Annotated in this window: 13 protein-coding genes; 12 read left to right on the top strand and 1 reads right to left on the bottom strand. The window is 62.8% G+C overall.

Features of this window, described 5'->3' with window-relative positions:
* Positions 1–38 precede the first annotated feature (38 nt).
* The 12 genes from cpaB to BW975_RS05280 all read left to right on the top strand — a co-directional run bounded on the left by cpaB (position 39) and on the right by BW975_RS05280 (position 14,093).
* Positions 39–908 (top strand): Flp pilus assembly protein CpaB, encoded by an 870-nt coding sequence (gene cpaB, locus BW975_RS05335; protein ID WP_076531639.1) that lies wholly within the window; start codon positions 39–41, stop codon positions 906–908.
* A gap of 206 nt (positions 909–1,114) precedes the next feature.
* Entirely contained in the window at positions 1,115–2,536 is a 1,422-nt protein-coding gene (locus BW975_RS05330) for a type II and III secretion system protein family protein (RefSeq protein ID WP_076531637.1), read from the top strand.
* 16 nt (positions 2,537–2,552) lie between these two features.
* Complete coding sequence (locus tag BW975_RS05325; RefSeq protein ID WP_076531635.1) at positions 2,553–3,212, top strand: OmpA family protein; 660 nt, start codon at positions 2,553–2,555, stop codon at positions 3,210–3,212.
* Positions 3,213–3,515: 303 nt separating this feature from the next.
* Positions 3,516–4,742: a CpaE/TadZ family protein gene (locus tag BW975_RS05320; protein ID WP_076531633.1), complete on the top strand. Its 1,227-nt coding sequence runs from the start codon at positions 3,516–3,518 to the stop codon at positions 4,740–4,742.
* Between the two features lie 26 nt (positions 4,743–4,768).
* Positions 4,769–6,238, top strand: a complete 1,470-nt coding sequence (locus BW975_RS05315) for a CpaF family protein (RefSeq protein ID WP_076531631.1) — start codon at positions 4,769–4,771, stop codon at positions 6,236–6,238.
* Between the two features lie 5 nt (positions 6,239–6,243).
* Positions 6,244–7,212, top strand: coding sequence for a type II secretion system F family protein (locus tag BW975_RS05310; RefSeq protein ID WP_076531629.1), 969 nt, complete (start codon positions 6,244–6,246; stop codon positions 7,210–7,212).
* 13 nt (positions 7,213–7,225) lie between these two features.
* The gene (locus BW975_RS05305; protein WP_076531627.1) at positions 7,226–8,194 is read left to right on the top strand and encodes a type II secretion system F family protein; all 969 of its coding nucleotides are present in this window, start codon (positions 7,226–7,228) and stop codon (positions 8,192–8,194) included.
* A 24-nt stretch (positions 8,195–8,218) separates the two neighbouring features.
* On the top strand, positions 8,219–8,773 hold the full coding sequence (locus BW975_RS05300) for a tetratricopeptide repeat protein (protein ID WP_076531625.1): 555 nt from the start codon (positions 8,219–8,221) through the stop codon (positions 8,771–8,773).
* A 61-nt stretch (positions 8,774–8,834) separates the two neighbouring features.
* Complete coding sequence (locus tag BW975_RS05295; RefSeq protein WP_076531623.1) at positions 8,835–9,692, top strand: tetratricopeptide repeat protein; 858 nt, start codon at positions 8,835–8,837, stop codon at positions 9,690–9,692.
* A 36-nt stretch (positions 9,693–9,728) separates the two neighbouring features.
* Positions 9,729–10,223 (top strand): prepilin peptidase, encoded by a 495-nt coding sequence (locus BW975_RS05290; protein ID WP_076531621.1) that lies wholly within the window; start codon positions 9,729–9,731, stop codon positions 10,221–10,223.
* 90 nt (positions 10,224–10,313) lie between these two features.
* Complete coding sequence (locus tag BW975_RS05285) at positions 10,314–11,630, top strand: ATPase (RefSeq protein ID WP_076531619.1); 1,317 nt, start codon at positions 10,314–10,316, stop codon at positions 11,628–11,630.
* 51 nt (positions 11,631–11,681) lie between these two features.
* Positions 11,682–14,093, top strand: a complete 2,412-nt coding sequence (locus BW975_RS05280; RefSeq protein ID WP_076531617.1) for a ligase-associated DNA damage response DEXH box helicase — start codon at positions 11,682–11,684, stop codon at positions 14,091–14,093.
* Here the strand turns inward: BW975_RS05280 and BW975_RS05275 are convergent.
* Complete coding sequence (locus BW975_RS05275; RefSeq protein WP_076531615.1) at positions 14,081–14,491, bottom strand: c-type cytochrome; 411 nt, start codon at positions 14,489–14,491, stop codon at positions 14,081–14,083. The genes BW975_RS05280 and BW975_RS05275 overlap by 13 nt on opposite strands.
* Positions 14,492–14,515 lie beyond the last annotated feature (24 nt).

The following is a 14,515-nucleotide window of genomic DNA, read 5'->3' as shown; positions in this document are numbered from 1 at the left end:
CGGGCGCAGCACCTGCGAAATGATCGAAAGGAAATGCCATGCGCCTCATTTTTGGACTAGTGTTGATTCTCGGAGTGGCGCTCGCGGGTTTTGCCGTCTACATGGCCAAGAGCTATATTCAAAATTACCAGACGGCCCTCGAACAGGAGCGCAAATCGCGCCCCGATCCGATCAAGACCGTCGATATCTACGTCGCGACCCGCACCCTGGAATACGGTGAGCGGATCTTGATGAAGGACGTGAAATCCGTCGCTTTCCCCCAAGCATCCCTGCCGGAGGGCACCTTTAGCGCCGAGGAAGACCTGTTTCCGAAGGGCGATGAAGAGCCCCGCACGGCCTTGCGCGCCATGGAAAAGGGTGAGGCGATCCTTGCCGTCAAGGTGACCGCGCCGGGCCAGGATGCCGGTATCTCGTCCAAGCTGGGCCGCGGCATGCGCGCATTTGCCATCAAGGTCGACAGCACATCCGGTGTGTCGGGCTTCCTGCGGCCAGGTGATCGCGTCGATGTCTATTGGACCGGCAATATCGGCCGGGGCAACATGCGCACCGAAGGCGACAGCGAAGGCGACGTGACCAAGTTGATCGAAACGGGAGTTCAGCTGATCGCCGTCGACCAATCCGCCAACTCGGACATGGCCGAAGCCAGCATCGCCCGCACCGTCACAGTCGTTGTCCGCCCCGAGCAGGTCGCCGCTCTGGCGCAGGCTCAGGCAACCGGGCGCCTTACGCTCAGCCTGGTTGGCACACAGGATGATATCGTGGCCGAGCGGATCGAGGTCGATCAGCGCCAACTCTTGGGTCTTTCGGCCGCCCCCGTCGAGGCCGAGGCCCCCCGCGCCGAGATTTGCACAGTACGCACCCGCCGCGGCGCCGAGGTGATCGAGACTCCGATCCCCTGCACCAATTGAAGGCCAAGTGCCTAAAAAGACACGCATGATTTGGGGCGCCCTTGCCGGGGCGCCCCGATTTGTTTGATCCGGGCTGTGGCCGTAAAGCCTACAACTTCCGGCTAAGTGTCATTGATTCTTGATAAAAAGAAAAAACTGACGCACAGTGACGACAATCGTGGGCACCAAGACCCATAAAACAGAGGCGTGATCGGAAGGCAGGTCACATGAAAATGACGAATTTAGTTGCGGCGGCCCTGATCGGGTTGACCGCCTCAGTGGCCAGTGCGCCAGTGCCCGTTCATGCAGAAAACCTGCAGGTCGTGCGCAAGGGCACCGGGCGCAATTTGAGTGTACCGATGAACAGCGCGGTTGTCGTCGAAAGCGACGTTCCTTTTGCCGAGCTGAGTATCGCGAACCCGGCGATCGCCGATTTCTCGACGCTGTCTGACCGCACGATCTATGTGCTGGGCAAATCGCCTGGCCGCACGACGCTGACCCTTCTGGACGAAAACGGGCGCCTGATCGCCAATGTCGAGGTACAGGTCAGCGCCGACATTTCGGAATTCAAGGAACGCCTGCGGCAGATCCTGCCAAATGAGCAGATCGAGGTGCGCACCGCCAATGACGGTTTGGTCATGTCAGGCACGGTCAGCAGCACGCCGCGCATGCAGCGCGCTCTGGACCTGGCCGAGCGTTATGCCCCCGAGCGCGTGTCGAACCTGATGAGCGTGTCCGGCAAGCAGCAAGTCATGCTGAAAGTCCGGTTTGCCGAAATGCAGCGCAGCGTCGCCAAGAGCCTGTCGACATCGCTGGCCATTGACGGCCTCTCGACCGGCGGCTTGGGCGCGGGTGTCGCGACGAACGGCATCGCTTCCAACGTGGCGCCCAGCGGCGTCGCACCAGGCACGTCGACCAATCTCGGCACCAATAACGGTGCCGCCTTCTTCGGCATCAACGCCGGATCGGCGCAGATTGGCATCTTGCTACAGGCTTTGGAAACCAAGGGCGTCGTACGAACCCTGGCCGAGCCGAACCTGACCGCCCTTTCGGGCCAGGAGGCGAAATTCCTTGCCGGCGGCGAATACCCCATTCCGGTCAGCCAAGAGGACGGCGCGATCACCGTCGAGTTCAAGCCTTTCGGCGTAGAGCTCAATTTCGTGCCCCGCGTTCTGGATGACAACATCATCAATCTGGAAATGGCAGCGGCCGTTTCCTCGTTGGACCCGACCAACGGCTTTACCAACGGAACCCTGACGATCAGCGGCTTCCGCCGCCGCGATACATCGACCACTGTCGCATTGCGCGACGGCGAAAGCTTTGCGATTGCGGGCCTTTTGCAGGACGATTTCCGGGACAATAGTGGCCAGGTGCCTTGGCTGGGCGACGTGCCCGTGCTCGGCGCGCTTTTCCGCAGCGCGGATTACGAGCGGTCGCAGACCGAGCTGGTGATCATCGTCACCGCGCACTTGGTGACGCCCACGCGCGGCGAGGCGCTGGCCCTTCCGACGGACCGTGTCAGACTGCCCTCCGAGGCGGATCTGTTCCTGAACGGGCGCGTTGCCCGCGATGCACGCCCCACCACCGGCGGCGCCGGTGAAGTGGCCAATCAGGATTTCAGCGGCTCTTATGGCTATGTAATGGATTGATGGGAGCAGCAGGAACATGAGAAAAGCGCTTACACTCCTTCCGGTCCTGGCCTTGACGGGCTGCGCCAACAGCGATCCGGTGATGCACCGGTCCTATTTCGGCGAGGCGGGCGCGCTGGTCGATGGGGGCAATTTCGGCAACGCCGTAATGCAAAACACCCAAGTGATGACCGGTGAACGCAGCTACGTCTATGATCTGTCCAACCGGTTTGCGAACGAAGTCCTGACGACAGTCAATTTCGCCTTCAACTCGGATGTGCTGGACGCCGGCGCCCGCGACACCCTGAGCGAGCAGGCCGCATGGATCCGCCAGTTTCCCGAAGTGCGGTTCAAGGTCTACGGTCACGCCGACCTCGTCGGATCAAGCGCTTACAACAAGAATTTGGGCCTGCGCCGTGCCCGCGCCGTCGTCGATTATCTGACCAGCCATGGCATCAGCCGCGCGCGTCTGGAAGCGGTCGTATCCTTCGGCGAGGCGCAGCCGCTGATCGTGACCCAAGGCCGCGAGCGTCGCAACCGGCGCACCGTGACCGAAGTGTCGGGTTTCGTGAAGTCGCACCCCATCATCATGGATGGCAAATATGCCGAAGTCGTCTATCGCGAAACGATTACCAGCGCGGCGCCTGCCTCGACCATCGTGATGGCACCCACGGGCAGCACGGTCGGATCAGAATAGCCTTCGGGCGATAGGTTTCTCCCTGCCCGGCTTGCCGGGACATCTCAAACCCGCCGCACCGCCGGCGGGTTTTTTTTGGCCATTATCACGCGTCGCGGATCCACAATTACGGCCACGCTCGACGCACAATTACGATAATGCGGCCCTATTGTTGCCCAGATTTTCAGCGAGTTTGCCATGAGGAAAAACCGGCAAGGTGCGTTCTGCGCAGCCGGGATTCGGATAATCGTGCCGCGCCAGGCAAGGACGCCCGCCCCAAGAGGCGGCCTGCCCGCAAGACACGCAAGATAGGACGATGACGCCATGAGCAGTGCGACCAATCAACCTGAGCCCAGCCCGCTTGTCGCGTGCACCATCAGCCGTGACGTGACCAATTTCGATCTGTTGATCGAAGATATGGAATCGGCCGTCGGCGAGGCATGGGGCGATCTGGGATTCCCCGAGGCGCTCGCCTTCATGGGCCAGCTCGACGCGCAAACGCTGGAATTCATCGCCATCGCCATTGACGAGGATGACGAGGCCGACCTGGCCACCATCGGCGATATCATCACGCTGGCCGGGCAGCTGAAAATCAAGGTGATTTTGATCGCCGACGACGTCAGCCCCGCCGCGCTGCACAGCCTGTTGCGGCAGGGCGCGGACGAATTCGTGCCATACCCCCTCCCCGAGGGCGAGCTTGCGGCCGCGATAGAGCGGCTGCGCAAGCCCGCCGAGACGCCCGCGCCCGAAGGTCCGGCGCCGCGCACCAATGGCGGTGACGGTGTCGTGATTGGCGTGCACGGCCTGGCCGGCGGCACAGGCGCCACGACGCTGGCGGTCAATCTGGCGTGGGAGCTGGCGACCGCCTCCAAGGACAAGCCGCCGCGCGTGTGCGTTCTGGATCTGGGCCTGCAATTCGGGTCAGTCTCGACCTTCCTCGATCTGCCGCGCCGCGAGCCGGTCTTCGAGATGTGGTCGGATACCGAGAACATGGACGAGGATATCTTCAAGCAGGCGCTGGTCAGCTATCAGGACCGCCTGTGGGTGCTGACCGCCCCGCCCGAAATGCTGCCGCTGGATATCATCAGCCCCGAGGACGTGACCCGCGTTCTGGATCAGGCACGCAAACATTTCGACTATGTCATCGTCGACATGCCCGGCACGCTGGTTCAGTGGACGGAAACGGTGCTCTGCACCGCGCAGCTCTATTTCGTGACGCTCGAGATGGACATGCGCTCGGCGCAGAATACGCTGCGCCTGAAACGCGCGCTCAAGGCCGAAGACCTGCCGCTGGAGCGTTTGCGCTACTGCATGAACCGCGCGCCGAAATTCACCGACATGAGCGGCAAGAGCCGGGTCAAGCGGATGGCCGAAAGCCTCGAAATCTCGATCGAGCTGCACCTGCCAGATGGCGGCAAGGCCGTCAGCCAGGGCGCGGACCACGGCCTGCCATTGGCCAATTCGGCCCCCAAAAATCCGCTGCGCAAGGAGATCGCCAAGCTGGCGGGGTCCATCCACGCGCTGGGCAAAAGTGACGTAGAGGCCGCCTGAGCGCCCTCCAGAAAGGTAACGATCCGATGTTTTCACGTTATAAAAAGCCAGCGCCAGGACAGGCCACCCCGGTCAAGCCCGCAGCCGCCCCGGCCCCCGCCGCCGCGGCCAATGCGGAGCCTGATCACAGCAAACGCGCGACCGCACCGAATGCCGCCAGCCTGCGCCGCCCCTCTGCGCCGGCAAAGGCCGATCTGGCGCCCCAGGACCGCGAGCGCAAGCGCAAGGAGCGTCTGAGCGAGATCAAGCTGGACATGCACCGCGCCCTTCTGGACAATCTGAACCTTGGCGCACTCGAAAGCGCGACCGAGCAGGACCTGCGCGAAGAGATTGGCGCCATTACCGCCGAAGTGCTGGAAGAACGCAGCATCGTCCTGAACCGCGAAGACCGCATGACGCTGACGCAGGAGCTTTATGACGAGGTGCGCGGCCTCGGCCCGCTGGAAACGCTGCTCAAGGACGACACGGTCAACGACATCCTGGTGAACGGCCCGCAGCAGATCTTTATCGAACGCGCGGGCAAGCTGGAACTGAGCGACGTCACCTTCAAGGACGAAAAGCATCTGCTGCGTATCATCGACAAGATCGTCAGCGCCGTGGGCCGGCGCGTCGACGAGTCGAACCCTTATGTCGACGCCCGTCTTGCCGATGGCTCGCGTTTCAACGCGATGGTGCCGCCGGTTGCAGTGGACGGCAGCCTCGTCTCGATTCGTAAGTTCAAGAAGGACAAGCTGGGCATCGACGACCTGGTGAATTTCGGCGCCTTCTCCGAAGAAATGGCCGCCTATCTGCAAGCTGCCGTCGCATGCCGTCTCAACGTGATCGTCTCGGGCGGTACCGGCTCGGGCAAGACGACGACGCTGAACGCCCTCAGCTCGTTCATCGACAATGCCGAGCGGATCCTGACGATCGAGGATACGGCGGAACTTCAGCTGCAACAGATCCATGTCGGCCGCATGGAATCGCGCCCACCCAACGTCGAAGGCAAGGGCGAGGTCTCCCCCCGCGACTGCCTGAAAAACGCGCTGCGGATGCGCCCCGACCGTATCATCGTTGGCGAGACGCGCGGCGAGGAAGTCATCGACATGCTGCAGGCCATGAACACCGGCCATGACGGCTCGATGACGACGATCCACGCCAACAACCCCCGCGACGGTATATCGCGTCTGGAAAACATGGTGGCGATGGCCGGCATCGAAATGCCGCTGAAGGCCGTGCGCAGCCAGATCGCCTCCGCCGTGCATCTGATCGTGCAGGCCAGCCGACTGCAGGACGGCAGCCGCCGCATGACCTCGATCACCGAGGTGACGGGCATGGAGGGCGAAGTGATTTCGATGCAGGAGGTGTTCCGCTTCCAGCGCGTCGGCCTGACGCCCGAGAACAAGATCATCGGCCACTTCACCGCGACCGGCGTGCGCTCGAACTTCTCCGAGCGGTTCCGCCTCTGGGGCTATGATCTGCCCGCCTCGATCTATGAACCCGTGAAGCCGGAGTAAGCATCATGTCCATCAGTGCAGAGCCAATTATCTACGGTCTGATCTTTCTCGGCGTTCTCGTGCTGGTCGAAGGCATCTATCTGACCGTTTTCGGCAAATCGATCAGCCTTAACAATCGCGTCAACCGCCGCCTCGAAATGCTGGACAAGGGCGGACGCCGCGACGAGGTGATGGAGAAGCTGCGCAAGGAGATGCAGCAGCATCTGCGCGGGCGCGGCTTCCCGCTTTACTCGATCCTCGCGACCAAAGCGCAAAAAGCGGCGATCGCGTTCTCGCCCAAGCAGCTGATGATGCTGATGGTGCTGGTGTCGTTCCTGGCGTTTCTGGGCCTGACCATCGGCACCGCCACATCGCTGCCCGTGCGCATCGCCGTGGCTGTGGCCATGGGTGTCGGCGGCATCTTCATGTGGATTTCCATGAAGGCCAAAAAGCGGATGGATCTGCTGGAAGAGCAGTTGCCCGACGCGATCGAGCTGATGGTGCGCTCGCTCAAGGTGGGGCATCCCTTTACCTCGGCCATTTCCATCGTCGCTAGCGAGGTGGGCGATCCGCTTGCCACGGAATTCGGGATGATTGCGGATGAGGCCGCCTATGGCCGCGATATCGGCGAGGCGCTGAAAGATATGTCAGCGCGGCTCGACATGCAGGATCTGCGCTTCCTCGCCGTGGCCGTGTCGATCCAGCAGCAATCGGGCGGTAACCTGGCCGAGATCCTCGCGGGCCTGGCCAAGGTGATCCGCGCGCGGTTCCGCCTCTTTCGCCGGGTCAAGGCGATCACCGCCGAGGCGCAATGGTCGGGCAAGTTTCTGTCGGGCTTCCCGCTTCTGGCCCTCGTCGGCATCCAGCTGCTCGATCCCAATTACTACGATGGGGTGCTTGATCACCCTGCCTTTATTCCAGCGTGCCTCGTCGTGGGCGTATTCCTGACGGTCAACCTTTTCGTCATGCGCGCCCTCGTGAATATCAAAGTCTGAAAAGGATCACTCCATGGACTTTCTCAACGATATCCTGACCGGCGCGCTCGGCCCTTTCGGCCCGATCATCGCCGTCGGCACGCTGGGCGTCGTCTTGATCGCGCTGACGCTGATCCTCTTCATGAACCGGCCCGAGGATCCGCTGGACAAGCTCAAGCGCGACCAGAAGAACCTCGCCGCCGGCAACAGCCAGGCACAGCGCCTGCGCGGCTCCAAAAACGAGAAGCTGGACAAATACGCCGGTTTCCTCGAGCCGCAGGACGAAAAACAGCTGAGCGAAATGCGCAAGAAGCTGATGCAGGCGGGCTACCGCGACCGCGACGCGGTGCGCTATTTCCACTTTGCGCAGTTCGCCCTCGGGGTCGGCGGCCTGATCCTGGGCGTGATTTACTACGTCCTGTTCAAGTCAGGCGCGGAAACCACCACGACGCAGATTATCATGTACACGCTTGGCCCCGGCGCATTGGGCTATATGGCGCCCAAATACTGGGTGACCAAGCGCCAGCAGCAGCGCCAGGAAGAAATCACCGACGGCTTTCCCGACAGTCTGGACATGATGCTGGTCTGCGTCGAGGCGGGCCAGTCTCTGGACCAGTCCATCATTCGCGTCGCAAACGAGATCGAGGCTTCCTTTCCGGCGATCGCCGAGGAATATCTGATCGTCAGTCAGCAGATCAAGGCGGGCCGCGACAAGGCGGGCGTTCTCAACGAGATGGCCGAGCGCTGCGGCGTCCAGGATATCTCGAGCTTCGTGACAGTTCTGGTCCAGTCCCAGACCTTCGGCACCTCGATCGCGGACGCCCTGCGCGTCTATGCGGGCGAGATGCGCGACAAGCGTGTGATGCGCGCCGAAGAAAAGGCAAACAAGCTGCCGACGAAGATGACATTGGCCACCATGATGCTTACAGTGCCCCCATTGCTCATCATTCTGGTGGGGCCGTCCATCGTGGGTATCATGGAACTGACGGCCGCCGCGCAGTAAACTTCGGGGGCTGGGCCTCACTTCATGACTTTGACGCGTGCCACATTGGCCTTGATCGTGGTTTTCGGCGCGCTTGCCGCCTGCTCGAAGCCCGAGAGTGACAGCCCCTTCGCCCCCGGCGTCGCCCAAACGGGCGCCTCCGTCGATGCCGCGCTGGTGGGCCATCGCCTGATCAGCGCGGGCGAGCATGAATTGGCGATCAAGGCGTTCAGCCGCGCCGCGCTGGAGGATGGGCTGACTTCCGAGATCCTTCTGGGCCTCGGTAGCGCCTATCTGGGCCTTGGCCGCGTGGGACAGGCCGAACAGCTCTTGCGCGACGCCGTCGCCAAGGACGAAAGCTCGCCCGAGGCGTGGAACAATCTGGGCGTGACCTTGATGGAGCAAGGCGAAATTGCCGAGGCCGAGCAGATGTTTCGCCGGGCCTACGCGCTGGATAATGGCGAAAGTGACTCAATTCGTGACAATTTGCGCTTGGCACTCGCAAAACAGGAAAATTCTGTCTATGCTGAAGCGGAAGAGCAAGACTATAAATTGGTGCGGCGCGGCAGCAGCGACTACCTGATCAGATCCATTCCCTGACAGGCACGGCTGCAAGGCGCGAAGACACCAAGTCGAGGCACGGCAGTAAAAGGACGCAAAAATGCGCCACCCTATCCTGATGACGCTCTGCGCGGCAGGGGCAGTTGCCCTGTCCGGCTGCGGGCAATCCAAAACCGAGGATGTCGATCGCGCCTTTCAGGGCGTCAATGTGATCGACGAGAGCAATCTCAACGATGTGATGCTGAACTCCTCCGATCCCGCCGAGGCGGTTGCCTATTTCCAACGTAGCGTGGGCGAAAAGCCAGAGCGGCTGGATCTCCAGCGTGGCCTCGCCAAAAGTCTGGTGCGCGCCAGCCGTGGCACCGAAGGCGTCGCCGCCTGGAAGAAGGTGGTCGATCACAAGGACGCCACGCAGGAGGACAGCGTTGACTTCGCCGACGCGCTGATCCGCAACAACGAATGGGACCGCGCCGAGGCCGTGCTGAACGCTATTCCGCCCACTTACGAGACCTACAAGCGCTACCGGCTCGAGGCGATGGTGGCCGACAGCAACAAGGACTGGAAGAAGGCCGACAGCTTTTACGAGATTGCCGTGGGCCTAACAACGCAGCCCGCGAGCGTGATGAACAACTGGGGCTATTCCAAGCTGAGCCGCGGCGACTATGCCGACGCCGAGCGCCTCTTCTCGGATGCGATCCGGCAGGATGCCTCGCTCTTTACTGCCAAGAACAATCTTGTTCTGGCACGTGGTGCGCAGCGCAATTACGCGCTGCCTGTCATGCCGGTCAGTCAGACCGAGCGCGCGCAGCTGCTCTATACCTTGGGCCTTTCCGCCATCAAGCAGGGCGATGTCGAGACGGGCAAAGGCCTGCTCCGCGACGCGATCGAAACGCATCCACAGCATTTTGAGGCCGCCGCGCGCAGCCTCGGCGCGATGGAAGCCAATGTGAGCAACTAAGGCCCAGCCGGCCAGATTGCGCGAGGAGCTGGACCCATGTTCATCACATCTTATGCCGCGACGTGGTTCCTGCCCTTCGTGCTGCCGATCTGTTTCTGGGTCGCCTACACAGACCTGCGCGATATGAAGATCACCAACAACGCGGTGATGACCCTCGTAGCGGTTTATGCTGTGGTCGGCCTGATCGTCCTGCCGCTCGATATCTATGCCTGGCGCTGGATCCATCTGGTCGTGGTGCTGATCGCGGGCATCGCGCTGAATGCCATCGGCGCGCTGGGAGCGGGGGATGCCAAATTTGCCGCCGCAGCCGCGCCTTTCATCGCCATTGGCGATCTCAAGCTGATCCTGCTGATCCTTGCCGCCACCGCCTTCTTCGGCTTCGTCATCCACCGCGCGGCCAAGCATAGCCCGCTGCGCCGTCTTGCGCCCGAATGGACCAGCTGGACCCGCGAAGGCAAATACCCGATGGGCCTGTCTCTGGGCGGCGCGCTGGGGATCTACCTGCTGCAAGGTGCGCTGAACGGCGCCTGACGCCAAGGCGCCCAGAGGCGGCCATATTTTGCCCAAGATTGGCGGTCACATTCCGACCATCAGGATCGCGATATGTGAGGGCCGCCGCAGATGAACATGCAAACCACACCGCAGACGGGCGTGCAGCCCCCACCGCCGCCTGTCACGCTGGAGGACATGCGCCTGAGCGTGGTGATGATGCGGGACATCCTGCTGAAAACGATCTTTCGCAAGAACGTGGATCAGGTCACCGAAATCGCCACTGCCATCTGCCTGCCCCGCACCGTCACGCAGGAACTTGTCGATCTCGCGCGCGAGCAGCGCCTGATCGAGGCGACGGGCACGATGAGCGCGACCGCCGGCAGCGAGATGGGCTATCAGCTGACCGATGCGGGCAAGGCGCGCGCGCTGGATGCGCTGGCGCAATCCGAGTATTTTGGCCCCATGCCTGTTCCGCTGGCCGTCTACGCCGAACAGGTCAAGCGCCAGTCGATCCGCAATATCCAGATCACGCGGCAACAGCTGACCGGCGCCATGGGCCACCTGGTCCTGCCGCCCACCCTTCTGGATCAGCTTGGCCCCGCTGTCAGCGCGGGCCGCTCGATCCTGATGTACGGCCCGCCGGGCAACGGTAAATCCAGTATTTCCAACGGCATCCGCGACGCGATGGGCGACAAGATCTACGTGCCGCTCGCCATCGAATATGCGGGCCAGGTCATTACCGTCTATGATCCCATCGTGCATTCCAAGGCCGAGGCCGAAACGGACGATCCCAATTCGCTGCGCCGCCGCCGCACCTTCGATGCGCGCTATATCCGCTGCGAGCGGCCCACGGTGATCACCGGGGGCGAGCTGACGCTGGACATGCTGGATCTGGTCTATAACCCGACCGCGCGCACCTATCAGGCGTCGCTTCAGCTGAAATCGACCGGTGGGATCTTCATCGTCGACGACCTTGGCCGTCAGGCCGAGCCGCCGCAGAACCTGGTCAACCGCTGGATCGTTCCGCTGGAGGAATCGAAGGATATCCTCGCGCTGCAATCGGGCGAGAAGTTCGAGGTGCCCTTTGATACGCTCGCGATCTTTTCGACCAACTTCCACCCGAACAAGATCTTCGACCAAGCCGCGCTGCGCCGGATCTTCTACAAGATCAAGATCGACGGCCCCAATCAGGCCGACTTCCTCAAGATCTTTGCCATGGTCGCGCGGAAAAAGCAGATCCCCCTGAACGAGCCTGCGCTGGTTCACCTGCTTAAGAAGAAGTATCCCGAGATCGACAACGTCTATGCCAACTATCAGCCGGTCTTCCTGATCGACCAGATGATCTCGATCTGCGAATTCGAAGGCATCCCCTACCAGATGACCCCCGAGCTGATCGACCGCGCCTGGGCCAACATGTTCGTCGAGGATAGCGATATCGTCCGCTGATAATTTTCGCGCGGCTCTGCGAAAATCGGGGCGCTGCCCTACATAGGCAGCATGACCGAATTGCCCGCCAAACTCACCGACTGGTTCGCCGCGCGCGGCTGGTCGGTGCATCCTCACCAGCAAGAGATGCTGGAGCGCTCATATGATCCCTCGCTATTGCTCATCGCGCCCACGGGCGGCGGCAAGACACTGGCGGGCTTCCTGCCCACGCTGGCTGAGCTGAGCGAGGGCGGGCATGAGGGGCTGCATACGCTCTACATCTCGCCGCTGAAGGCGCTGGCAAGTGACATCCGGCGCAACCTGACGACCCCGGTCGAGGAAATGGGCCTGCCCATTCGGATCGAGGACCGCACCGGCGATACCTCCTACACGCAAAAGCGCCGCCAGCGCGCCGATCCGCCCGATATCCTGCTGACCACGCCCGAAAGCCTTGCGCTGCTGACCTCCTACGAGGATGCTCCGCGCATCTTTGCGGGCCTTCAGCGCGTCGTGATCGACGAGGTTCACGCAGTGGCCGAATCGAAGCGCGGCGATCAGCTGATGCTGGCGCTCAGCCGGTTGCAGGCGCTTTGCCCCGGCCTGCGGCGCGTGGGCCTCTCGGCCACGGTCGAGGATCCGGACGCCATCGCGCGCTTTCTCGCGCGCCATCCCGACCCGTGCGAAATCATCGAGGCCGATCCCGGCCCCGAGCCAGATATCCAGATGCTGGAAGTCGCCGAGGCGCCGCCATGGGCCGGGGGCGGTGCGGCCTATGCGATCCCGGCCGTGCTGGAGCAGGTGAAGGCGCATAACACCACGCTGATTTTCCACAACACCCGCGCGCAGGCCGAGATCTTTTTTCGCAACCTGTGGCTGGCGAACGAGGGCAATCTGGCCATCGGCATTCATCACGGCAGCCTCGACCGGGGCCAGCGCCAGCGCGTCGAAGGCGCGATGCAGCGCGGCGAGCTCAGGGCCATCGTCTGCACCGGCTCGCTCGATCTGGGCATCGACTGGGGCGATGTGGATCTGGTCATTCAGGTCGGCGCGCCCAAGAACGTCAAGCGGCTGGTGCAGCGCATCGGGCGCGCGAACCATCGCTACAACGCGCCGTCCAAGGCGCTTCTGGTCCCCGCAAATCGCTTCGAGGTGGTCGAATGCGTCGCCGCACTTGAGGCGGTGCGCGCGCGCGATCTGGATGGGGATCCGCGCGGGCCCGGCCCACTCGATGTACTCTGCCAACACATTTTGATCGCCGCCTGTTCGGGGCCGTTCGATGCGGGCGCGCTTTATGACGAGGTGCGCACCGCCGGCCCCTACGCCGCCCTGACGCGGCCTGAATTCGACGATTGCCTCGATTTCTGCGCCACCGGCGGCTACGCGCTCCGCGCCTATGACAAATGGCAGCGGCTGGTGGAACGGGAAGGCAAATGGCAGTTGCGCGATCCGCGCAGCGCCCAGATCATTCGCATGAATATCGGCACCATTCAGGACAGTGACCTGCTGAAGGTGCGCATGCAGCGAAACCGCGGCGGCAAGCCCTTGGGCGAGATCGAGGAGGCGTTCGCGGCCACGCTCACCCCCGGCGATACCTTCCTGATGGGAGGGCAGGTCGTGCGGTATGAAAGCCTGCGCGAGATGACCGTCGAAGTCAGCCGCTCGGACGGGAAAAAGCCCAAGATCGCGACCTTCGCGGGCACGAAATTCGCCACCTCGACACAGCTCAGCCAGCGCATCATTGCGATGCTGGCCCAGCCCGATTGGCCCGCCCTGCCCGGCCATACCGCCGAGTGGCTGCACCTCCAGCGGCGCATGTCGAAGATGCCGACAGCGGGCCGCCTTCTGATCGAGAGTTTCCCGCATGACGGGCGCGAGCATGCCTGCATTTACGGATTTGCGGGCCGCAACGCGCAGCAGACGCTGGGCCTTCTCATCAGCAAACGGATGGAGGAGCTGGGACTGGACCCGCTGGGCTTTGTGTCGACCGATTACGCGACGCTCATCTGGGGGCTGGAGCCGCTGACCGATGCCGCGCCCCTTTTCGATGGCACCGCACTGCGCGAGGGACTGGACCAATGGCTGACGGGCAATGCAGTGATGAAACGCACATTTCGCGCGTCAGCCACCATCGCCGGGCTGATCCAGCGCAACCTGCCGCAGGCGCGCAAGTCGGGGCGGCAGGCGACGTTTTCGTCGGATATCCTCTACGACACGCTGGTCAAATATGACCCCGACCACCTGCTGCTGCGCATCACCCGGACCGAGGCGATGCGCGGCCTTGTCGATTTTGGCCGGATCGAGGAAATGATCGCGCGGATCGACGGCCGGATCGACCTGATGCGCCTGCCGCGTGTCACGCCCTTGGCCGCGCCTCTCTTTCTCGAGGCGGGGCGCACGCCTGTCAGCGGCGCGGGCGAAGAGCGTCTGTTGACCGAAGAGGCCGACAGGCTGATGCGCGAAGCGGGGCTGGCTCAGGTTTCCTGAATGCTCTCAAGATAGCTGAGCAGCGCGGCCAGAGGGCGCGGCGTCGGCGTCATCACACCGTCACCCACATCCACCGGCACGGTCTCGCCCGTCAGGAGCGCGCCGAATTCCGGCATCTGCTGCCCCGGCACCTGCGCGCGGTGATAGCCGTCGATCGTCGACAGCACGCGCGCGCGCGGGAAACTGCCGTTCTCGGCCAGCTGTGTCAGGTTCGACGGCGCCGGATTCATTCCCTCGGCCCAAGGACCATCGCCGCGCCCGACAGGCCCGTGGCATTGCGCGCAATTCTCCACATAAAGCGCGCGGCCCTCGCCCGCCTCGGGCATCGAGGCCATCTCGACGCAGGCGGCGAGTGCCCCCACGCCCGTCAATCCGCCCCAGATCCATGCCTGTTTCATGCCGCTCTCCTTTTGCTCGAGTCT

The organism is Roseovarius nanhaiticus (assembly GCF_900156535.1).
GTDB lineage: Bacteria > Pseudomonadota > Alphaproteobacteria > Rhodobacterales > Rhodobacteraceae > Roseovarius > Roseovarius nanhaiticus.
Note: the sequence above shows the minus strand (reverse complement) of the source record. Positions and strands in the feature narration are given on the sequence as shown.

Excerpts from the sequence above, each read along its gene's own strand:
- BW975_RS05320 (WP_076531633.1), top strand. The coding sequence starts at position 3,516 with ATGAGCAGTGCGACCAATCAACCTGAGCCCAGCCCGCTTGTCGCGTGC.
- BW975_RS05325 (WP_076531635.1), top strand. The coding sequence starts at position 2,553 with ATGAGAAAAGCGCTTACACTCCTTCCGGTCCTGGCCTTGACGGGCTGC.
- BW975_RS05310 (WP_076531629.1), top strand. The coding sequence starts at position 6,244 with ATGTCCATCAGTGCAGAGCCAATTATCTACGGTCTGATCTTTCTCGGC.
- BW975_RS05285 (WP_076531619.1), top strand. The coding sequence starts at position 10,314 with ATGAACATGCAAACCACACCGCAGACGGGCGTGCAGCCCCCACCGCCG.
- BW975_RS05290 (WP_076531621.1), top strand. The coding sequence starts at position 9,729 with ATGTTCATCACATCTTATGCCGCGACGTGGTTCCTGCCCTTCGTGCTG.
- BW975_RS05275 (WP_076531615.1), bottom strand. The coding sequence starts at position 14,491 with ATGAAACAGGCATGGATCTGGGGCGGATTGACGGGCGTGGGGGCACTC.
- BW975_RS05295 (WP_076531623.1), top strand. The coding sequence starts at position 8,835 with ATGCGCCACCCTATCCTGATGACGCTCTGCGCGGCAGGGGCAGTTGCC.
- BW975_RS05280 (WP_076531617.1), top strand. The coding sequence starts at position 11,682 with ATGACCGAATTGCCCGCCAAACTCACCGACTGGTTCGCCGCGCGCGGC.
- BW975_RS05330 (WP_076531637.1), top strand. The coding sequence starts at position 1,115 with ATGAAAATGACGAATTTAGTTGCGGCGGCCCTGATCGGGTTGACCGCC.
- BW975_RS05305 (WP_076531627.1), top strand. The coding sequence starts at position 7,226 with ATGGACTTTCTCAACGATATCCTGACCGGCGCGCTCGGCCCTTTCGGC.
- BW975_RS05300 (WP_076531625.1), top strand. The coding sequence starts at position 8,219 with ATGACTTTGACGCGTGCCACATTGGCCTTGATCGTGGTTTTCGGCGCG.
- BW975_RS05315 (WP_076531631.1), top strand. The coding sequence starts at position 4,769 with ATGTTTTCACGTTATAAAAAGCCAGCGCCAGGACAGGCCACCCCGGTC.
- cpaB (WP_076531639.1), top strand. The coding sequence starts at position 39 with ATGCGCCTCATTTTTGGACTAGTGTTGATTCTCGGAGTGGCGCTCGCG.